Below are 20,012 nucleotides of genomic sequence, written 5' to 3'. Positions count from 1 at the left end.
CCCTAAATTATAACAGTTTCAGTGCCGTAATACTTGCCAGCAGGCCCACCGTCCAGAAGACGAAGACCACTTTCCATTCCGACCAGCCGCCCAGTTCAAAATGATGATGAATGGGGCTCATGCGGAACACCCGCTTGCCCGTAGACTTGAAGGAAGCCACCTGAATGATGACCGACAGCGCCTCACAGACAAACACGAGGCCGATAAGCGCCAGCAGCACTTCCGTATGGGTGAGGATGCCCAACGCCGCCATGGCACCGCCCAACGCCAAAGAACCTGTATCGCCCATAAACACCTTGGCCGGATGTGCATTGAAGCGCAGGAAGCCCACGCAGGCAGCAGCCATAGCCGTAGCAAAAATAGCCAAATCGCTGTGCCCGAGCAGCGTGCAGACCACAGCATAGGAGCTGGCGGCAATGGCTACCGTACCGGAGGCCAAACCGTCCAGACCGTCCGTGAGATTTACCGCATTGCTGGTGCCCACCATCACGAACAGCACCAGAGCATAATAGCCAACGCCGATATTGATGTGGCTGTCGAGCACCGGAAGCCAGATGGTCGTGTCAATGCCCAGCATCCGCGTGCCGATAACCATGGTAACCACCGCAATGATAATCTGCCCAAGCATCTTCTGCTTCGCTTTAAGACCCAGGTTCCGTTTCTTGACCACCTTGATATAGTCATCGAGGAAGCCCAGCACAAAATGCCCCAGCATGATAAAGAGTGCCAACAGAATTTCCGTGGAAAACGGTGCCGCAACGAGCGTGGCAATGGTAATCCCGAGGATAATCATAATGCCGCCCATGGTGGGGGTACCGCTCTTAGCCTGATGACTTGCCGGCCCTTCCTCGCGAATGCTCTGGCCAAACTTCAACTTATGCAGTTCCGGGATGAAAAACGGCCCGGTCAGCAAAACGAAACCTGCGGCGATGACGGCCGCCAATATAAAGCTATCCAATGTTATGCCTCACTATCTATATTTCAATCAGAGTAAATCAATAATCTTTTCCATAGCCATGCCACGGGAGCCCTTAAAGAGCAGGGTATCACCGGGCTGCAGCAGTTCATGGAGTTTTTCTGCCGCGTCTTCATGGCTTGCACAGCGGTAAACCGCCGTCATGCCTTTGTTTTCCGCGCCTTTAGCGATAAATTCGCCCATTTCGCCGCGGGTGACAAGTGCCGTGAAACCATGTTCGGCCACTTCCTCGCCCACATGCAGATGCGCTTCTTCGGATACGCTGCCCAATTCGAGCATATCGCCGAGCACCGCAATCTTGCGCCCCTTTGTAAGTTCCGACAGCGTATTGATGGCCGCCGTCATAGACATGGGGCTGGCGTTATAAGCGTCATTAACCACGTTCCATTCCTTGACCTGCTGCAGTTCAAAGCGCATCTTCGTGGCTTCGAGATGCGAAAGACCTTCGCGCACTTCAACTGGCGTCAGCCCCATGGCAAAACCTGCGGCAATGGCGGCCAACGTATTATAGACGTTATGACGGCCTACCATATTGACTTCATATTCATGGCGCTCATTGGCATAAGTCACCATGAACTTCGTCACATTGCCTTCCGTATGAATGGCCTCGCCCTTGACATCGGCCTCCTGTTCCAGACCGAAGGTCATGACCTTTACACCCTCTTTTGCGGCAGAACGCATACCGGCCACATATTTATTGTCGGCATTCAGGATAACCGTGCCGCCGGCTGGAATAGCTTCCACCAGTTCCTGCTTGGCCTTGGCGATATTTTCAAGCGAGCCTAAAAGTTCCATATGGGTTTCGCCCACATTGGTCACAATACCAATCTGCGGGGAAGCAATCGGCGCCAGCGCCTCAATCTGATGGAAGCCGCGCATACCGATTTCCACCACAGCTGCCGTATGTTCTTTCTTAAGCCCCAACAGGGTCAATGGCAGGCCGATTTCATTGTTGAAGTTGGCCTGAGTCTTGAGCACAGCACCTTTAGCCGAGAGCACAGCCGCCGTCAGGTCTTTGGTCGTGGTCTTGCCGTTGGACCCCGTGATGGCCACCACGGGAATTTGCGGGAACTTATCCCGCCATGCCTTGGCCATCAGCTGATAGGCTGCCAAAGTATCCTTAACCTGCAGAACCGTACCTGCACACTTTTCCAGCTGCTTTTTGTCGCAGGCTTCGCTTACGACTACACCGGCAGCGCCCTTTTCCAAGGCCTCAGCCGCAAAATCCTCACCATTGAAGCGCTCACCCTTGAGGGCCACAAAGAGCACACCTTCGCTGATTTTGCGGGTATCGGTAACGATGGCGCTGAATTCTTTTTTCTCTTCCTTATATATGTTGGCGCTGGTGGCCTTTACAATCTCATTAAGCGTAAACATCCGTCAGGCTCCTTTTTTCGCTGCCACAGCCTCGCGGGCAACTTCCTTATCGTCGAAGTGAATCGTCTTATCCTTCAGAATTTGATAATCCTCATGGCCCTTGCCCAGGATAATCACAATATCATCCGTTTCGGCAAGTTCCACGGCACGGAAGATGGCTTCACGTCTGTCGATAATGCACTCATGGTGCTTATCGCCGATTGTTTCCTTCACACCGGCTTCCACTTCACTCAGGATAAACGCGGGGTCTTCACTGCGCGGATTATCGGAAGTGGCGATAACCACATCGGCAAGCTCTGCCGCCAGTCTGCCCATAATCGGACGCTTCGTGCGGTCGCGGTCACCGCCGCAGCCAAATACCGCGATAATCTTCTTCTTCGCAATGCGGCGGGCCGTGTTGAGTACGTTTTCCACCCCGTCCGGCGTATGCGCATAGTCCACGATAATGGAGAAATCCTGTCCGGCCTTCACGAGTTCAAAGCGGCCCGGCACACTGGTGAATTTCAGCAGTGCTTTCTCAATCACTGCGGGGTCAATCTTCTCCGCAATGGCAGCACCCACAGCGGCCATGACATTATAGACATTGAAGATGCCCGTGATATGGAGCTGTAAATCCAGCTTGCCCAGAAATTCTTCTGTCAGGGTGAAATTTGCCCCGCTGGCCAAAACTTCCACATTGGTTGCCTGCAGGGAGGCCTTGTTTTCGATACCATAGGTCAAATGACGGCACTTGGCATGCTCGAGCATGGTCTTGCCAGCTTCGTCATCGGCATTGACCACGGCCGTCTTGTTTTCCTTAACGCCCTCTTTACCGAGCAGGTCAAAGAGCCTAGCCTTGGCCAGCTTGTAATTTTCCAGCGTCTTGTGATAGTCCAGATGGTCCTGCGTGAGGTTGGAGAACACCGCCGTATCAAATTCGATACCGGCCACACGGTTCTGGTCGAGCGCATGGGAGGAAACCTCCATGACCACATAGTCCATGCCCTTGTCCCGCATGATGGCCAATGTGTGCTGCAGTTCCACCACATCCGGCGTCGTATTGTGAATGGGGAATACTTCTTCCTCCATCATAATCTGAATGGTACCAATAAGCCCCACCTTGTAGCCAGCTTCGCGCAGGATGGCACGGATAAGATAGCTGGTCGTGGTCTTGCCATTGGTACCCGTAATGCCGATTACCCGCATCTTCTGCGCAGGGTAGTCATGGAAGAACGGCACGATAACGTCCAAAGCCGCTTTCAGCTCCGACACCTGCAGGACAGCAACACCTTCCGGCACGTCCACCGCCTCAGCAGAGCGGGTGGTCAGGATGGCCTTTGCGCCCTTCTCCACAGCCTGCGGAATAAACTTATGACCATCCACATGGAAGCCTTCTATGCACACAAAGAGTGTACCCTCTGCTGCCTTGCGAGAGTCATGCTCAATTCCCTTGATCTCTATATTCTTATCGCCGGTAACTACAGAACCATTTACCAGTTCTGCCAGTTGCGCTAATGTCTTCATATAATATCCTCCCTCGCCTCATAATGCGAACCGTTACCTATTATATAACGGATTGCAAAAAAATTACAGGATTTTTCTGCAGAAAATCCTGTAATTTTTGATATCTGGTCATTATTTCTCACTGCTAAAATAAGTCTGCTTAGGTACGCTCATTCCCAGCTGATCCTGTGCGATGGATTTGATGCGGTCCGGAGACTTGAGCTTGGCAATTTCAATCTTGAGCCGCTCGTTCTCCTGTTCCATCTGGTCAGCCTGCTGCTGGATGGCCACCAGTTCATAGCCGCGGCTGGCACTAATGCCGCTGCCCACCGTAACCAGGAGGGCCAGCACCGTCATCGTCAGGAACAGAAGCTGTCCATGGGAACGCAGGCGGGTATCCAGAACCGTCTTAAAGAGTGGTTCCTTCGGAGACTTGCGCAGTTCCTTTTCTTCCTCCGCAGGAGTCAGAACGCGCTCTTCCTCTTCATAATATTCTTCCTGTCTGGCCAGCATGGTCATCTGCCCCCCTTCTCAGCTATCGGTAACTTCTCGGCTATTCTCAATTTTGCGCTCTTGGAGCGGGAATTATGTTCCAGTTCATCGGCGGTAGCCTGAATGGGCTTGCCGATTATCTTGATTTCCGGCTGATGATTGCACATGCACACCGGCAGTTCTGGCGGGCAGATGCACCCACGGGAAAGTTCCTTGAGTACATTCTTGGCAATACGGTCTTCCAACGAATGGAAGGTGATGATGGCAATGCGACCGCCAGGCTTCAAATGTGCTACCGCCGTGCGGAAAGCCGTTTCCAAAATCCCCAGCTCGTCATTTACCTCAATGCGGACAGCCTGAAAAATCCGCTTGGCAGGATGACCGCCTGCCGCCTGCCGCACAGCTTTGGGTACGGCCTTGCAGATGATATCCACCAGCTCCCCGGTGGTTTCAATGGGCTTCTTAGCCCGTTCCTGTACGATAAACTGGGCAATGCGCTTGCTCCAGCGCTCCTCGCCATATTCCTTGAAGATGCGATTGAGCTCTTTTTCCTCGTAGCTGTTCACCACATCATAGGCGCTAAAATCCGCTTCCGGATTCATGCGCATATCGAGCGGCGCATCCTGTATGTAGGAAAACCCACGTTCTGCCGTATCAATCTGATGGGAGGAAACCCCCAAATCAAAGACCACGCCATCCACAAGCGGAGCATTCTCATCCGCAAGAATCTGCTCCAGATTGCGGAAGTTGTTGTGAACGATATCCACCCGGCACTTGGCACCTCTAAGCCGCTCCGAAGCTGCGCTAATGGCCGCCGCATCCTGGTCTATGCCGATAAGCCGACCCTTTTCCGTGAGCATGGAGGCAATCAGGCTGGAATGGCCGCCGCCCCCCAGGGTACAGTCCACATAGGTTCCCTCTTTAGTTGTCACGAGACCTTTAACCGTCTCCTCCAGCATTACGCTGATATGATGAAACTCCATGTTTCCTGAATCCTTCCCAACTTAAATTCCCAATTCCGCCAGTGACGCGGCAATAGTCGTAACATCCGGCTCCACTTCGCCGTTATAAACATTCCAATTATCTTTGCTCCACACCTCAATGCGATTGTCCACACCGGTGAGGATGACATCCTGCTTCAAAGCAATCTCCGCATGATTGCGCAGATTGGCAGGGATGAGAAAACGTCCCTGCTTGTCGCACTCCAGGGTTCGGGCCCCGGAGAAGAAAAAGCGGTTCACCGCCCGGGCTTCGGGCTTGGAAATGGGCAGGGCACGTAGCTTGGCCGCCAGTTCCTCCCAAGCCTGCTGGCCGTAAAGGAAGAGGCACTTGTCAAAGCCCTTGGTGATGATAAAGGTGACGCCTAATTCCTGACGGAAATCAGCAGGCAGAATGATGCGCCCTTTCGCGTCAATGGAATGGGTGTATTCCCCCATAAACATCCTGCCTCACCACCTTTACCACATTTTCTACCACTTTCTACCACAATTCCCCACTTTCGGTACTTTTTATTTTATAGCAAAACACGGCCAATATCAAGAGGTTATCCATAGTTCCCTGTGGATAAGTGAAAAAATCCTAACTTCTGGACTCAAAAGCCGGAGGAGAAGGACGGCAATAACTTTCGTCTGCTTATGCAGGCTTGCCTAACGCGACCGAAAGTCATTGCCGCCCCTCTCCTCCTTAATGTCGCACATTTCCCTTAACACTGCGATGTAAACAATGATGTAAGACGCACAAAAGCCGTGATGACAGATAATGTTTTTCCGAAGCGTTAGACAAGCCTGTATAAGCGCAGGAAAAATATTATCTGTTATCACGGCGGCTTAAAATCTGGATGTAAGCTCTATACGAAAACAGCCCGGTGGCTGATGATGCTTTTCCGTCGCGTTAGGCAAGCCTGTCAAAGCTACGGAAAAGTATTATCAGCCACCGGGCGTCTTAGTATATAAATGTTAACCTAACCGAACCTTAATTCTTCATCCAACCGAAGCTCTCAAAAATCGGCTGGAAACGTATGCGTTCAATAAAGTCCTTATTCGTTTCCTCCGTATGGAAGATAGGCACACGCTCCAAAGCATAGATATTGCTGGCCTTATCCACATTGCCGTACTTGATGGTAAAGGCAGCCTTATATCCTGCCTCCTTCACCATCTGGGCGATATGGAGATTATAAGTACCGGTGGGATAAGCTATATAATTAACCGCATGCCCCAGCTCGGCCTCGGCTTTTTTCTTGGAATCCACCAGTTCCGAGCGCAGTTCATCATCCGTCAAATCCGTCATGGACCTGTGATTCACCGTATGGGATTCGATATTGATGCCATTCTTATCCATCTCGCGGGCCTGGTCCCAGCTAAGATATCCCTTCTTGTGCTTATCGAGGAACCCCGTCACCACGAAGATGGTGGCCTTGAAGCCATACTTTTTGAGAATGGGATAGGCGTTGGTGTAATTATCCTCATACCCATCATCAAAGGTAATCAACACAGGATTTTCCGGCAGCGTGCTGCTGCCAGCCAAGGCATCGTATAATTCATCCGGCGTGATGGTATGGTACCCATTATTCCGCAGGTACTTCATCTGACTGTCAAAATCTTCCGGGCGCACCGCCAAGGAGATAAAGGTATGGTCAATCTTATGGTAATTCAGCACCAGCACCTTCGTGCCACTCTCGCTGTCCGCCACCATCGTAGCCTGCAATGGCTTGGGCTGCTGAGAAAAAATCACGGCGCCCGCCGCTGCCAATATGCAAACTATCATTATAATATAACGCCAGCTAAAAATTTGCCGCTTCATGCTCCGCCTCCGTCTCTAATCATACCTTGTCATTGTACAGCAAAACCCGCAAAAAAACCACACAAATTTATTTTTCCGTACCATTTGTTTCTTGTACCCTATGGGCTAACTATGTTATAATTCGGTTGTTGGTTAAATTAGTTTTATCGCGTTTTCGCATAGGAGGATTTTATAATGGCTATCACTAAGGACATGAGCATCATCGAAGTTGTACAGAAGTACCCGGACACCGTTGACGTATTCGTTAACGCTGGCATGGGCTGCCTGGGCTGCGCTGCCGCTCACTTCGAAAACATCGAACAGGGCGCAATGGCTCACGGCATCGACATCGATGCACTCATCAGCAACCTCAACGAAGTTGTAGGTGCTGAAGCATAAGTTTCATAAAGGCAATCGGCAGCAGCGAAACCATTTCTCTGCTGCCGATTTTTTTGCCGTCTGATAGAAGAATGTACAATACCATCGAAGGGAGTTTGATTTACTGATGTTTGTTCCATCCATAAAGTCCTGCGGGGCAGTCCTCTGCCTTGCCTGTTTGCTCCTTAGCGGCTGCGGCCAATCCGAAAAGGCCAGCCAGCCTGCCGCCCCTGCCGAGGAGCCCGCACCTGTGGAAGAAAAAGCTCCGGCTTATATCACCGCCGCGGATGATTTCAGCAACCTTACGCTGGACAATGCCGAAACGCCTGTTTATGACCACTATACGCTGGCCCAGCGCCGGGCCAAAGGCCTGACCACAGTCCTGCCCAAGATTACGCCTTACCGAGATAAAAAGGTGGCCTACCTCACCTTTGATGATGGGCCGGATGAAAAGAACACCGCTGCGGTGCTGGACATCTTAAAGCAGGAAGGCGTAAAAGCCACCTTCTATGTGCTGGGCAAAAATGTCAAAGCCTATCCGGATATAACCAAACGTATCTTCAACGAGGGCCATGCCCTGGGCAACCACAGCTATGACCATGACTACAAGCGCCTCTATGCATCTGCCGACAGCTATCTGGCAGAAATGGAACAGGCCGATGATGCCATCTATGAACTGCTGGGCGTGCGCCCTCTGATTACGCGTGCCCCCAGCGGCCGCATGGGCAACTTCACCGCCGCTTACGAAGCCATTATGGATGCCAACGGTTATGTGGAACATGACTGGAACGTAAGCTCTGCCGACGCTGCCCCCAACCATCCGGTCGCGCAGGATTTCATCGACAACATCTCCGGCCAGGCTGTGATGAACAGCGCCATCATCCTGATGCATAGCTCGGCAGGCCATGAAGAAACTGTCAAGGCCCTGCCGGAAATCATCCGCGTCCTGCGGGAAAAAGGCTACAGCTTCGGCGTAATTACCCCCATGACGCCCCAGCCCTGGTAAAATTTTAATTGGAAATTAATCCTCCTCACAAGGGATTTTAATCTTCGCTCCTTATAGTTATGGATATCAACTATAAGGAGCGATTGCTATGTTAAAGATAAACAACCTGCAGAAAAAACATCTGCTGATTGCCGGACTATCCCTGGCCTGCCTCGGCAGCTTCGGTGCCCAAACCTATGCCGCTAGCACCTCCCAGCCCCTTCCTATGGCAGATATCAGCATGCTGCCCGCACCACCTGACGGACAAAATCCCCCTGGCCCTCCTCCTGATGGCAAATTTGGCGGCATGCAGCAAGAACGCAGTGATGCCAGCAGCCTCAAAGCCAGTCAGATTATCGAACACACGAGCCAACTGACCGGTCAGAACCTTACCAATGACAAGACCGACGAAAATGTCCTGCTCGTGCGCAACGGCGGCATCCTCACCCTCACCGGCTCATCCCTTACAAAAACCGGTGACAGCTCCAGCGCCGATGCCAGCAATTTCAGCGGACAGAACGCCATTCTGCTGGCCAAGAACAGCACCGCCACACTGGAAAATCTGGAACTGACCTCTGACGCAGACGGAGCCAACGCCATCTTCGCCACTGGCGAAAAAGCCCAGATTTCGGCCAAGCATATCAAAATTCATACCAAGAACAACTCCTCCCGCGGCCTTGACGCAACTTACGGCGGCACCATCAAAGCCGAGGATGTGGACATCACTACCGAAGGCGCTCACTGTGGCGCATTGGCTACAGACAGAGGCGAAGGCAATGTGCTGGTAAATGGTGCCAAAATCCACACGTCCGGCGAAGGCAGCCCCTGCATTTACTCCACCGGCAACATCCAGCTCACCAATGGCGAAGGCACTGCAACCGGCAGCGAAATCGCCGTCGTGGAAGGCAAGAACTCCATTACCCTGAACCATTCCACATTGACCGGTCATGTAAAACACGGCGTTATGCTCTATCAGAGTTTTTCTGGTGACGCCAATGTGGGCGTAGCCAAGTTCACAGCCAAGGATTCCTCCCTGAACAACAACTCGGACGGCCCCATGTTCTACATCACCAACACCACCGCCGAAGCCACGCTCGAAAACACCCAGCTCAAGCAAGCCGGTGATATTCTCGTCAAGGTAACCAGTGACCGCTGGGGAGCCGAGGGGAAAAATGGCGGTGACTTTACCCTTAACGCCCAGAATCAGCAGCTCAAAGGACAAATCCTGGCCAACAATATCAGCAAAGTTGCCTTGAATCTTGGCGAAGGCAGCAACTTCCATGGAACCATCAATAGCGACAATCAGGCAGGAAGTGCCAAGGTCAGCTTGAGCAAGGGGGCCAACTGGCAGCTCACCGCCGATGCATATGTCACCTCCATCACCGATGAAGCCAGTGATTTCAGCAACATCAACAGCAACAAGCACAATATCTACTACGACAAAAACAGCAATCCCGGTCTTAACGGCAAAACCATCCACCTCCCCGGCGGTGGCAAATTGCAACCCATGCGCTAAAATTAAATCATCTACCTCTAAGGACGAATACCTACAGAAATAATCCTGTAAGTATTCGTCCTTCTTCGTCTGCGCCTTTCTGCTAACACACCCAATAACTTTTCATTAACGGCCTGCATCTTCTCTTTAATAAAATATTTTTCTGAATTATATATTATTTCTTTCATCTATGGTATAATATAAGCAGTAATCTGTTTGCAGGGAAGCAAGATACCCCTGATGGAGAGGAAGGGATGATGAATATGCTGACATCCAATCGCAAAGGCGTGCTTCGCAACTGCCCTATCTGTGAAAAGTTATTCAGCGATACCGGCATTGGCGTCTGCCAGAAATGCTATGACAAAATGCGGAATTACGAGACCCAGATAAATGAATTTGTTAAGACACATCCACACTGTACCGTAAAAGATATCGTCAAACAAACAAAGATACCACTGCGATTTGCTACCAATATGATTAATAAGGGGCAGTTCGTAGCTGGCGGTAAAATCAGTTACCCCTGCAGCCGTTGCGGCAAAGCCATTACCACCGGCCTCTACTGCGGCTCCTGCATGGCCAAGGTTCACGAAGCCACCATCACTGCCAAAAAACTAGAAGCCGAGCGCCGTGTAAAGGCTGAACAGGAACGTATCAAGAGAAAATATCTCCAAAAGAAAGAAAGCGGCTTGAATATCCTCAAAATACTGCGCGGAGAAAAATAAAAAAACTTATCCATAAAAAAGACTATACCAGCCAAAAAAGATTTGACAGGTATAGTCTTTTTCGCTATAATAGACAAGTGATTTGCGGGATGTAGCGCAGTTTGGTAGCGCGCCTGCTTTGGGAGCAGGATGTCGCAGGTTCGAATCCTGTCATCCCGACCATTCACTTAAACTTCGCGTCAGTAGCTCAGTTGGATAGAGCAACGGCCTTCTAAGCCGTGGGTCGGGGGTTCGAATCCCTCCTGACGCACCAGGAAATCCAAAGGTTCCAGCGTTTAGCTGGAACCTTTTTTGTGTTTTGGGGCATCACTCCGTCCAGCCTGCATGAATAAGCCACCAGACAGCAAGCGCTCCCATGGTAAGAAGCCCGCCCAATATCCGAAAGATATATACCAGAATGTCATAATTCCTGAGGGTTGCATAACTGTTATACGGATTGGCCGGTTCATAGTGCAGGACTATATCTTCATTTGTTTCTCCAGGTTCTGATAAACCAATATCCCCTTTCTTCTCATAGTGCTTTCCCTGTACATCATAGGCATATACTGGAAACCACATGTAACTTGTTTCAGAATTAAAATCATCGTATACCTCTTCTTGCAGCCAGCGAATTACGCATCCTGTTGTTTCCGCTGTACAAACCTCTAGTTTCCTTTTTGCCATCCACCTTATCCCACCAGCTGCAAATATAAAGATAAGACCTGTCAGCAGTATAAACGCGAGTACCCATAACGATTCAGACATATTTTTCCGTCCTTCTTGTACAATCTACATGAACTTCCTGCGGTTTGCCTTTCTACTTTTATCCCACCAGCTCATAAACGATATAGAAAAACACCAGCGATACGAATAGTGCCGTATAGCTAGCCAGTCTAAAAACCCGCACCTGTCTTAAATAGATTTCTTTATTCATGTAAAACTTATATGGCGCCTCCGGGTCGTAGTGAATGACTGTCGCTATCCCGGCTTCGCCTTCTTTCGGATAGGCTATGGGTTCTTCTTTTTCATAATGCTCGCCGCCTACATCATAGGAAACGATTGGAAACCAGCCATCTACGCCTGCTCTATAAGTGGAGTGATGATATTGCCAGCCTACAAGAACGCCCTGTACCTCCGCCGTATAGGTGTCAAATTTTTGCAGATGACTGCGATAAAGCACCTTGGATAAAATAAAAAACAGCAAACTAAAAAATAACGCCGCTGCAGGTACGGCCCACACCACTATTTGTTCCATAGAATCACTACTCCTTAAAATATTATAGATTATGCATTACGATTGCATTATACGGAGTGAATATTAAAATACAATTAACCAAAAGTATAAAAAAAGTACCGGATTAGTCTGCTACGACCAATCCGGTACTTTTCTTATCTCAGGAATACCACTCTGGTGTTATCCAGGAAGTGGGTTGCGCCGTTTTCGATGAGGACGCGGTTGGCGTCAGCCACAGAGAGTACTGGGGTGCCGCCATGGTTTTCTACATCAACAGCGCGGACAATCAGTGGGTTGCTGCCAGCGCGTCTTGCACCGCTCATGTCCTTGGCATAGGATGCCATGCCGTTTTCAATGACTTTGTCATAATCGAGGTTTTTATAACCGTAAATGGGGCTGCCGTTAACATTCTTGATTACAGGGCTCATGACCGGTTTCAGGCCCAAACCGCGGCAATCTACAATCAGTCCCGTGAAGCTGCCAATGGCTTTGCCATCCGGAGCCGTTGCAGCAGAGCTGCCATGTCCAGATGCCGTGGAAGTTTCCGGCGTAATCCAGCCGCCGCCATCATGAGGTTTCACCGGTGCAGGCAGAACGTTCGGCACCTGCTGCGGGAATGCTTCTCTTACAGCCGGACGGTCAATCACGGCACTAGCCAGGGAAGAAACACCGAACATCGGCACTTCCATGGTTACTTCATAACCGCCATCACTGGTCTGGCCTTCTGATACGATGCGGGCACCGCGAATGGTAGCCTTTACTTTCGTGCGAATCACATCGCTCTGTACAGCCGCCATATCCACAGTGGTTTCCGAATCCACGTTCACACCGCCCACGTATTCAGCCAGCTGACGGTAAGCATCCGCAATCGCCGCCCGCCGAGCCATCATACGTGCCTGCGCCATGGTTCGGGCACCTGCCGGAGCTACGCCGCCGCCGGTTGCCCGAATCACGTTGCTGTTCCAGTCCACATTTTCCGCAGCCAGAACCGTAGCCATAGAAGCTACCAGCATTGCTGCCACCAGGCTCATTAAGCCCAATACTTTTGCCAATCTGTTCATCATAATCCCTCATTTCTTCCCTATAATATTAATTTCTTTATCACGATGAAGTTATCTTGTCTTCACCTGTAATATCGCATGAAAAGATTAAAAAAGCATTGAAATCCGATTAAATTTTAATTAAAAATTGCTTTAGTCAGCTTTTTTCTTTTTATTATCCTTTTTGCTGTCTTTTGATTCCTGTGCTGCCTGCTTTTCCGCAGGCTTTTTCAGCTCGGCAATTTTCTTTTTGACCGCATCATTGACTTTGGCCCGCTTGTTTTTTTCCGTGCGTTCCACCATATCGTCAATATGGGCATAAGCGTATTTCAAAATGGCCTTGTAGAAAACACCGTCCACATCTTTTTCCGAGAGGTCGGCAATTTTGACGGCCTTGTCGGAAGTGGTGACACTGAGTACACCCCAATCCTCATCCAAATCTTCATGTTTAACCACCGTCACGGTGCCTTGGGCCAAATCAAAACGCAGGTATTCAGCGGTACCCACAAGGGCTTCGTAGCCTTCCATCGGCAACATCTTCCAGCGGCGCTTGGCCTGAACATCCTGAATCTGCACAGAATCATATGTTTTCAGTACCGGCACCAACATGATGTTGGCATCGAGAATCCCCTTGCTATCCTGTCCAAAGTACATATGCTGCTTGTTGAAAAAATAGTTTTGACGAGAGGTAGACTGCACCCACTGATAGATGTCCGGTGAAATCACCTCGTCTGCCTGTGCCTGTGGCTGTGCCATAAACAGCATGGCCGCCGCCAAAATTCCTGCGCCCCAACGCATTTTCATATAGAATCCCCCTAGCTCTAATTTACAACGTTTCTATTTTACACCTTTTTGCTGAAAAAATACTGAAGAAGTCAGTCATCCCGCTCCTTATAGAGTTCATCCAGTTCATAAGGCGTTTCCTGATAAACGTAGTAATTCAGCCAGTTGGCAAAGAGCAGATGGGCCACGCTGCGCCAGCGCACAATGGGCTTTTGGCTCGGGTCATCATTGGGATAATAATTCTGCGGGATATTCGGATTCATCCCCGCTTTGAAGTCCCTGTCATATTCCTGCTTCAGGGTTGTGGGGTCATATTCCGCATGCCCCGTGATAAAGAACTGGCGCTTTTCCAAATTGGCGATGATATACGGTCCTGCCGCTCCCTCGGCTTCCGCCAGAATGGTAAGCTCCGGCACCTTCAAAATATCTTCCTTGTGCTCCTCCGTATGGCGGGAATGAGGCACATAGAACACATCATCAAAGCCCCGCAGGAGTTTTTCATGTTCCACGCAGAGATGATGCGGGAACACGCCGAAAATCTTTTCGGGCACTTGGTACTTGGGAATCCCGTAATGGTAGTAAAGTCCCGCCTGAGCGCCCCAGCAGATATGGAAGGTGGAATAGACATGCTTCTTGCTCCACTCCATGATTTCTGCCACTTCGTCCCAGTATGCCACTTCTTCAAAGGCCATGTTCTCCACTGGAGCACCGGTGATAATCATACCATCGTATTTCTTATGGCGTACCTCATCAAAGGTGCCATAGAACTGCGCCAGATAATCCATGGACGTATGGCTGGGGGTATAGCTCTCGGTGTAGATGAAATCCACTTCCACCTGCAGGGGAGTATTACCCAGCAGCCGCAAAAGCTGTGTTTCCGTAATGTACTTAATGGGCATCAAGTTCAGAATAAGGATTTTCAGAGGACGGATATCCTGGCTGTAAGCCCGGTCGGCATCCATCACAAAGATATTTTCCCCTTCGAGAATATGCGTTGCAGGCAGCGCATTGGGTATCTTAATTGGCATCTAACTAACTCTCTCCTTACTCCAAGCCGTAACGATGTACCCAGGCACTATGGGTTTCCACGTAATTTCTCAGCTCGATGATATAACGATATTCTTCACTGTTGCGGCTCACCATGCGGTACTGACCATCAATGGCTGCATCCAAGGACTTCCAACCCGTTTTCGGCGTCCAATACTGGCCGGCAATGGCTTTTTCCGTAGCCTGCGGCAGGTTGACGGCCATCTTCAGGAACTTGATTTCCATGACCTGGCCATCGCTGTTCTTCACTTCCTGCCACTGCCAGAACACCAGATTGCTGCCCTGCATACGCATGGTGGAAGTGTCTACCTTGGTATGGGTATAGATGCCATCCGGTGAGGTGGAATCAAACACGGTCAGCCAGCGATTCTTGGCATTGACCCGTTCCATTTCCCGACTCTGATGAAAAGCCTGGTCTACCGTTGCCGCATAGAAATCTTCATTGAAGTTCTGGGAATTGATTTCCTTTTCCTTGGCCGCCGGATTTGCTTCCGACCAGATTACCTTGCCACTGGCATCATAAAAATGCTCCGCAATGCACTGCACCGTGCGGAACTGCGGACGAATAACCAGCTGCGCCGTGCTGAAATTCAGCTTGGAGGCATCCGGGAACTTGTCGCTGAGGCCATAGGCCTTCAACGTATCCTGCGCACCGCCGTAGCTGTAGGTGGTCTTCGTCCAGACCTGAATCTCCGTGGGCACCTTGCCATGTGCTGTTTCCACCGTGCGGGTCACCACCACGGATTCCGGGTCAAAATATTTGCTATAGTTATCATCTGAGGCCAACCAGTACCATTGTTCTTTCGCGTCAGCCGGCTTGCTTGTCTGCGTCGCTGCCGCCTTGGCCTGATGTTCAAAGTCAATATGTGCCGCCTGAACAGCCTGAGGATTTCCCAGCATAAGAGAACTTGCCAACAAACTCAGTCCGATAAAATTATACATTCGTTTATCCATAGTGTTCACCTCATGTTTCATCATCTAAAATTCAAGCTCACCTTACATTTTAGCGTATTTTCTTCCATCGGGCAATGCTACCCTGCTTAAAATGCCCAAAAGAGCGGCAATGGCGAGGCCATAGTTGGTCATGGGAACGCCCTGCTCCCGGCACGCCTTCACGCGGCTTAGCACCAGTTTGCGGTTGAACATGCAGGCCCCGCAGTGAATGATGATATCAAAGCCTCTTAAATCCTCTGGAAAATCCTTGCCCGACACAATATCAATCTGCAAGCCATCGCCGATTTTCTTCCGCAGCAGGCGCGGCAGCTTCACCCGTCCGATATCCTCCTGCAGTGGCTTATGGGTGCAGGCTTCAGCAATCAGAACATGGGCCGACTCCTTCAGCTGCAGGAGTTTTTCTGCCCCGGCTAAAAAGTAATCCATATCCCCCTTAAACGCGGCAAAGAGCACGGAAAAGGACGTCAATAGCGTGCCCTGCGGTTTTAAGGGATATACTTCCTTAAACGCCTGAGAATCGGTAATGATTAACTGCGGCGGCACCTTGAGCCTTGTCAAGGTGTCCTGCAACCTGTCTGTGGTACAGCAAAGGGCCTGACAGCCCTTGTCCAAAAGTTCCCGCAAGGTCTGCACCTGTGGCAGAATCAGCCGTCCCTTAGGTGCCTGAATATCCTGTGGCATCACGAGCAATACCAAATCTCCCACCTGACATAAATCCCCGGTAATCGATGGCTGTTCATAATCTTCGGGCAGGACACGGATTAGTTCCTGCCGCAATTCTTCGAGTCCCTGCTTCTTCACCGCGCTGACCTGCAGCGGGCAGACACCGGTGGCCGCCTCCACTGCCTTTGCCAGCGCCTCGCCAGCCGCCTCCCGTTCATCCGTGCAGCTGACCACCAATATCACCGGCGTTTTCTGCCGGCGGAAAATCGCCAGCCATTTCAACTCCTCTGCCATATCCAATCCACTGAATAACAGCAAAGCAATATCCGTCTCCCGGGCCGCCTGCTCCGTCTTCTCCACCCGCAGCTGCCCCAGTTCTCCTTCATCATCAAAGCCCGCCGTGTCAATAAACACCACCGGGCCAACGCCATGCAGTTCCATGGCCTTATAAACCGGGTCCGTGGTCGTCCCCGGCACAGCCGAAACAGTAGCCACAGATTGCCCGGTCAGCGCATTAATCAGCGAGGACTTCCCCGCATTGCGGCGGCCAAACAACCCAATGTGCAGACGATTCCCCCGCGTTGTATCGTTAAGAGTCAATTGAACATTCCTCCTCCCAACCTCATCTGTAATCAGTATAGCACATTCTCCGCAAAATATGATACACTAGGAAAGAACAAACGCAAAGGAGCGACCACAATGAGCAACTACGCAAACTTTCAAGTCGGGGAAAAATTCCCCCTGCCCATCAAAAACCAACAGGACGGCGGCCTTTTCCAAATTGACGCCAACGGCTGCATGTTCATCCTGCAGCTCTCCCGCCATGATGTCATCGCCGCCGAAGCCTTCCGCACCGGCAAGATGGAACTGGCTCTCTACGAACAGGACGGCCTGCTGTTCTTCCTCTATCAAATTGACGGCATCTTCAAAGAAGGCTGGGGCGATGCCCCCTTCTCCCTCTGCGGCGTAAAACCGGAGCTGCTCCCCACGGAAAAGAGCATGGCAGATGCCACCCTGCATCTTTATCTTGTGGACACCACGCTGCAGGTTTTACTGGCCCAGCGGGATGTTCCCATTCCGGCAGATTTTATGGCTATCCTCAATAAACATGTAGCGGCGCAGAAAGCTGCCACCTTGGACGAAGCAGCCCTGCGCCTTGCCGTCCAGACCATCTGGGCACAAAAAAGCCCCGCGCAAATGCGCGAGGCCGCCAGTGCCGTTATCGAGGTGCCACTCTCGATTCCCGTGCCACCTTCCAAACAAAAGTTGAATTAAAGGCAAAAAAATAGTGGGCACTTCCCACCTTGCGAGGGGAGTGCCCTTTTTCCATATTTCCATCATGCGACCCCGTCAGCCACACCTGCAATACCACGGCCATCGAGCCACTCAGCTACTACCTGCCGTTCAACGGACTTGCGGCCCATCTGAACCAGGTCGTCCATGTCATTTCCACCTGCATAAGCCTTGAAGTCGCTATGACCTAAGAGCTTTGCGGCCTTGGTGAACTGTTTGACGCGAACAGGGATAAAAACTTCTTCCATCCATTGCGAACAAATTTGTACTTTCATGATATATCTCTCCTTGTATCAAAAACTCGTGACTTCTCCTGACATTTGATGGAATAACCATCCACGGCTTTCTCGTCAGTTGTCACTGCAAGTACAATCCCCTGTACATTGCTTCCAGTTTTTTCTTACAAGGTATATCGATATTTTCTGAAAATACTTAAGGGTTTTCTGATGAAAATATGGAAAAATTTTCAGATACTTTTCAGTTCTGCATATAAGCTTCAATTACTGATACATCTTCATTTTACTCCTGTGCAATCAGTTTGTCAATATCTTGTAAAAATATTTTATTATCTGATTATTTATGATAAAAACAGCAGCCCACCGAAAGGCAGGCTGCTGATTCTACTTATTCCAGTGGCACAACTTCCCGCTGCCGCTGGGTGAAGCGGATTGTCTGTTCATAGCCATAGGAGCGGGCATAGTTCACCGCTTCGTCATGGTATGCGCCACAGTCCTCCGGCTTATGCGCATCCGAGGTTATGACAATGGGCAGGCCCTCCTGCGAAGCCACGCGCATGAACTTGTAATAAGGCGTAATCTCCGCAATCGGATAACGATAGAACGTCCCCGTATTGACATCCACCACCATATTCGCCTTTTTAAGCGCTGCCACTGCGCGAATCAGATACGGCGTGGCATCAAATTCCGGAATATAATGGAACAGGCGGATATTATACGGGTGCCCCAGAACATCGTAGAGTCCGGCAGCCGCCAACTTTTCCACTTCCTGCGTATACGCCTCATAGACGTCTGCCAAATCTTCCTTATCCCACTGCGCCATGATTTCTGCCGAATCATAAGCCCAGCCATTCAGGAAATGCACGGAGCCAATCACATAGTCAAACTTGTAGTCCTTGAGGATATCCCGCACCGCATCCTGATTCTGGAAGTTGCAGACTTCAATGCCGGTCTTGACCTTGTGCTTTTTCTTCAGCTTTGCCATAAAGGCAAAATACTCGTCCAAAGTATATTTGAACTTATTGGTCTTGAGCCATTTTTTCTGGAACTGACCAATGAAGCTGTCATCCAGAATCAAATCATCATAGTAAAGGCTCTCAAACTCCGGAAAGGTATGGGAATGCTCGGAAATGCCGATTTCTTCAAGGCCCAGCAGCTCTGCTTGATGGAAGAAGCCTTCCACCCATTCCTCATCATAGGAGCCCTTTTCAAAATGCATATGATAATCTGCCCGCATAACTACTCCCCCTTAGCCGCACAGTCCGTCGTCAATCAATTTCTGGATTCCCTGCAAAACGCCGTGCTCTACATTGCTGGCCGTGGTAAACCGTGCCAGCTCCTTGATTTTCGGATGGGCGTTGTCCATAGCAAAACTATAGTAAACCGAGCTCATCATCTCTGCATCGTTCATGTAATCGCCAAAGGCCGCACATTCCATAGGGCTGATATGCAGTTTCTTCTGCACGTGCTGAATGGCAATGCCCTTGTTGATGTCAAAGCGCATCATATCCACCCAGTAATCGCTGGATGTCGCCACCTGGAACGGGCCGCGGAATTTTTTCAGATAGGGATAAATCCGTTCCCCGGCCCGGCCCTGCTCATCATAGAACGAAGCCTTAATCATCTCATCATCGATTTCCTCGAAGCTGTCCACCACCTGGGTGCGGGTATAGTATTTGTGCAGTTCGTCGGCCAGCGTATCATTCATCTGACTGCTCAGCACATAAGCATCCTTCTTGCCGCAGAACACTTCGTAAACGCCCGGAATAGTCTGGGTCGCCTGCAAAGCCTTCATGCCCAGGCTCCGCCGCATAACGCTTGAACAAACTTCCCGGTCATGGTAGCGCACCATAGTGCCATTCTCCGCCAAAAAGAGGAACTCATCCTCATAGCCCTTGAAGGTTTCCAGCAGGGAATAATACTGCCGCCCGGAGCAAGGCGCAAAGAGCACACCTTTTTCCCGCAACTGGCGGATGATATCATCAAAGCCCTTCGGCAGCTGGCCGTTTTCGTCCAGCAAAGTACCATCCATATCCGACATGATAAGTTTAATCATTCGTCCACCTCGTCATCATTGAAAGCAAATATATCTCATTAT

22 protein-coding genes and 2 tRNA genes are annotated in these 20,012 nt (G+C 50.5%); 7 read left to right on the top strand and 17 right to left on the bottom strand.

The genetic code is table 11. The features are described 5' to 3' along the window. Positions 1 to 7 precede the first annotated feature (7 nt). From mraY to T320_RS02970, 7 genes are all read right to left on the bottom strand, one after another. The gene (gene mraY, locus T320_RS03000; RefSeq protein WP_026759980.1) at positions 8 to 958 is read right to left on the bottom strand and encodes a phospho-N-acetylmuramoyl-pentapeptide-transferase; all 951 of its coding nucleotides are present in this window, start codon (positions 956 to 958) and stop codon (positions 8 to 10) included. A 27-nt stretch (positions 959 to 985) separates the two neighbouring features. Next, the gene (murF, locus tag T320_RS02995; protein WP_037353006.1) at positions 986 to 2,353 is read right to left on the bottom strand and encodes a UDP-N-acetylmuramoyl-tripeptide--D-alanyl-D-alanine ligase; all 1,368 of its coding nucleotides are present in this window, start codon (positions 2,351 to 2,353) and stop codon (positions 986 to 988) included. Positions 2,354 to 2,356: 3 nt separating this feature from the next. Continuing rightward, the gene (locus tag T320_RS02990) at positions 2,357 to 3,856 is read right to left on the bottom strand and encodes a UDP-N-acetylmuramoyl-L-alanyl-D-glutamate--2,6-diaminopimelate ligase (RefSeq protein ID WP_037353005.1); all 1,500 of its coding nucleotides are present in this window, start codon (positions 3,854 to 3,856) and stop codon (positions 2,357 to 2,359) included. A 111-nt stretch (positions 3,857 to 3,967) separates the two neighbouring features. Next, on the bottom strand, positions 3,968 to 4,354 hold the full coding sequence (gene ftsL / locus T320_RS02985) for a cell division protein FtsL (RefSeq protein WP_329811655.1): 387 nt from the start codon (positions 4,352 to 4,354) through the stop codon (positions 3,968 to 3,970). Next, positions 4,351 to 5,310, bottom strand: coding sequence for a 16S rRNA (cytosine(1402)-N(4))-methyltransferase RsmH (gene rsmH, locus T320_RS02980; protein WP_026759976.1), 960 nt, complete (start codon positions 5,308 to 5,310; stop codon positions 4,351 to 4,353). The genes ftsL and rsmH overlap by 4 nt, the downstream gene beginning before the upstream one ends. Positions 5,311 to 5,331: 21 nt before the next feature. Further along, positions 5,332 to 5,769 (bottom strand): division/cell wall cluster transcriptional repressor MraZ, encoded by a 438-nt coding sequence (mraZ, locus tag T320_RS02975; RefSeq protein WP_037353004.1) that lies wholly within the window; start codon positions 5,767 to 5,769, stop codon positions 5,332 to 5,334. A 529-nt stretch (positions 5,770 to 6,298) separates the two neighbouring features. Continuing rightward, on the bottom strand, positions 6,299 to 7,090 hold the full coding sequence (locus T320_RS02970; protein WP_231465837.1) for a polysaccharide deacetylase family protein: 792 nt from the start codon (positions 7,088 to 7,090) through the stop codon (positions 6,299 to 6,301). Between the two features lie 210 nt (positions 7,091 to 7,300). On the opposite strand from T320_RS02970, the gene T320_RS02965 reads away from it, so the two are divergent. The 6 genes from T320_RS02965 (at position 7,301) to T320_RS02940 (ending at position 10,938) form a co-directional block, all read left to right on the top strand. Continuing rightward, a complete protein-coding gene (locus T320_RS02965) occupies positions 7,301 to 7,504 on the top strand; it encodes a DUF1858 domain-containing protein (protein WP_014423547.1) in 204 nt (67 codons plus the stop codon). A gap of 106 nt (positions 7,505 to 7,610) precedes the next feature. Continuing rightward, positions 7,611 to 8,489 (top strand): polysaccharide deacetylase family protein, encoded by an 879-nt coding sequence (locus T320_RS02960; protein ID WP_037353002.1) that lies wholly within the window; start codon positions 7,611 to 7,613, stop codon positions 8,487 to 8,489. 88 nt (positions 8,490 to 8,577) lie between these two features. Beyond that, positions 8,578 to 9,984 (top strand): hypothetical protein, encoded by a 1,407-nt coding sequence (locus tag T320_RS02955; RefSeq protein WP_051608565.1) that lies wholly within the window; start codon positions 8,578 to 8,580, stop codon positions 9,982 to 9,984. Positions 9,985 to 10,217: 233 nt separating this feature from the next. Further along, on the top strand, positions 10,218 to 10,685 hold the full coding sequence (locus T320_RS02950) for a hypothetical protein (RefSeq protein ID WP_051608564.1): 468 nt from the start codon (positions 10,218 to 10,220) through the stop codon (positions 10,683 to 10,685). An 85-nt stretch (positions 10,686 to 10,770) separates the two neighbouring features. After that, a tRNA-Pro gene (locus T320_RS02945) sits at positions 10,771 to 10,847 on the top strand. A gap of 14 nt (positions 10,848 to 10,861) precedes the next feature. Further along, positions 10,862 to 10,938: transfer RNA gene (locus T320_RS02940), tRNA-Arg, on the top strand. A gap of 53 nt (positions 10,939 to 10,991) precedes the next feature. Here the strand turns inward: T320_RS02940 and T320_RS02935 are convergent. From T320_RS02935 to hydF, 7 genes are all read right to left on the bottom strand, one after another. Further along, positions 10,992 to 11,429 carry a DUF3592 domain-containing protein gene (locus tag T320_RS02935; RefSeq protein ID WP_037353001.1) on the bottom strand — a complete coding sequence of 146 codons (438 nt, stop codon included), beginning with the start codon at positions 11,427 to 11,429 and terminating at the stop codon, positions 10,992 to 10,994. A gap of 58 nt (positions 11,430 to 11,487) precedes the next feature. Continuing rightward, on the bottom strand, positions 11,488 to 11,919 hold the full coding sequence (locus T320_RS02930) for a hypothetical protein (protein ID WP_037353000.1): 432 nt from the start codon (positions 11,917 to 11,919) through the stop codon (positions 11,488 to 11,490). Between the two features lie 134 nt (positions 11,920 to 12,053). Beyond that, complete coding sequence (locus T320_RS02925; RefSeq protein ID WP_037352999.1) at positions 12,054 to 12,959, bottom strand: LPP20 family lipoprotein; 906 nt, start codon at positions 12,957 to 12,959, stop codon at positions 12,054 to 12,056. A gap of 132 nt (positions 12,960 to 13,091) precedes the next feature. Then, on the bottom strand, positions 13,092 to 13,742 hold the full coding sequence (locus tag T320_RS02920; protein WP_026759941.1) for a hypothetical protein: 651 nt from the start codon (positions 13,740 to 13,742) through the stop codon (positions 13,092 to 13,094). A 71-nt stretch (positions 13,743 to 13,813) separates the two neighbouring features. Then, positions 13,814 to 14,749 (bottom strand): homoserine O-acetyltransferase MetA, encoded by a 936-nt coding sequence (gene metA / locus T320_RS02915; protein ID WP_026759940.1) that lies wholly within the window; start codon positions 14,747 to 14,749, stop codon positions 13,814 to 13,816. A 16-nt stretch (positions 14,750 to 14,765) separates the two neighbouring features. After that, the gene (locus T320_RS02910) at positions 14,766 to 15,722 is read right to left on the bottom strand and encodes a hypothetical protein (protein WP_231465836.1); all 957 of its coding nucleotides are present in this window, start codon (positions 15,720 to 15,722) and stop codon (positions 14,766 to 14,768) included. Positions 15,723 to 15,764: 42 nt separating this feature from the next. Then, a complete protein-coding gene (gene hydF / locus T320_RS02905) occupies positions 15,765 to 16,985 on the bottom strand; it encodes a [FeFe] hydrogenase H-cluster maturation GTPase HydF (protein WP_037352998.1) in 1,221 nt (406 codons plus the stop codon). Between the two features lie 99 nt (positions 16,986 to 17,084). Between hydF and T320_RS02900 the strand changes: the two genes are divergently transcribed. Further along, a complete protein-coding gene (locus tag T320_RS02900; RefSeq protein WP_037352997.1) occupies positions 17,085 to 17,660 on the top strand; it encodes a hypothetical protein in 576 nt (191 codons plus the stop codon). Positions 17,661 to 17,722: 62 nt separating this feature from the next. Here T320_RS02900 and T320_RS02895 read toward each other — a convergent pair whose 3' ends face one another. From T320_RS02895 to T320_RS02885, 3 genes are all read right to left on the bottom strand, one after another. Then, positions 17,723 to 17,953 (bottom strand): hypothetical protein, encoded by a 231-nt coding sequence (locus T320_RS02895; RefSeq protein WP_026759936.1) that lies wholly within the window; start codon positions 17,951 to 17,953, stop codon positions 17,723 to 17,725. Positions 17,954 to 18,302: 349 nt separating this feature from the next. Then, positions 18,303 to 19,151, bottom strand: coding sequence for a PHP domain-containing protein (locus T320_RS02890; RefSeq protein WP_026759935.1), 849 nt, complete (start codon positions 19,149 to 19,151; stop codon positions 18,303 to 18,305). A gap of 12 nt (positions 19,152 to 19,163) precedes the next feature. Further along, positions 19,164 to 19,970 (bottom strand): Cof-type HAD-IIB family hydrolase, encoded by an 807-nt coding sequence (locus T320_RS02885; RefSeq protein WP_037352996.1) that lies wholly within the window; start codon positions 19,968 to 19,970, stop codon positions 19,164 to 19,166. Positions 19,971 to 20,012 lie beyond the last annotated feature (42 nt).

It is taken from the genome of Selenomonas sp. FC4001 (assembly GCF_000701565.1).
Classification (GTDB): Bacteria; Bacillota; Negativicutes; order Selenomonadales; family Selenomonadaceae; genus Selenomonas_A; species Selenomonas_A ruminantium_B.
The sequence above is the reverse complement of the archived record's forward strand: the minus strand, read 5'-3'. Positions and strand labels throughout refer to the sequence as shown.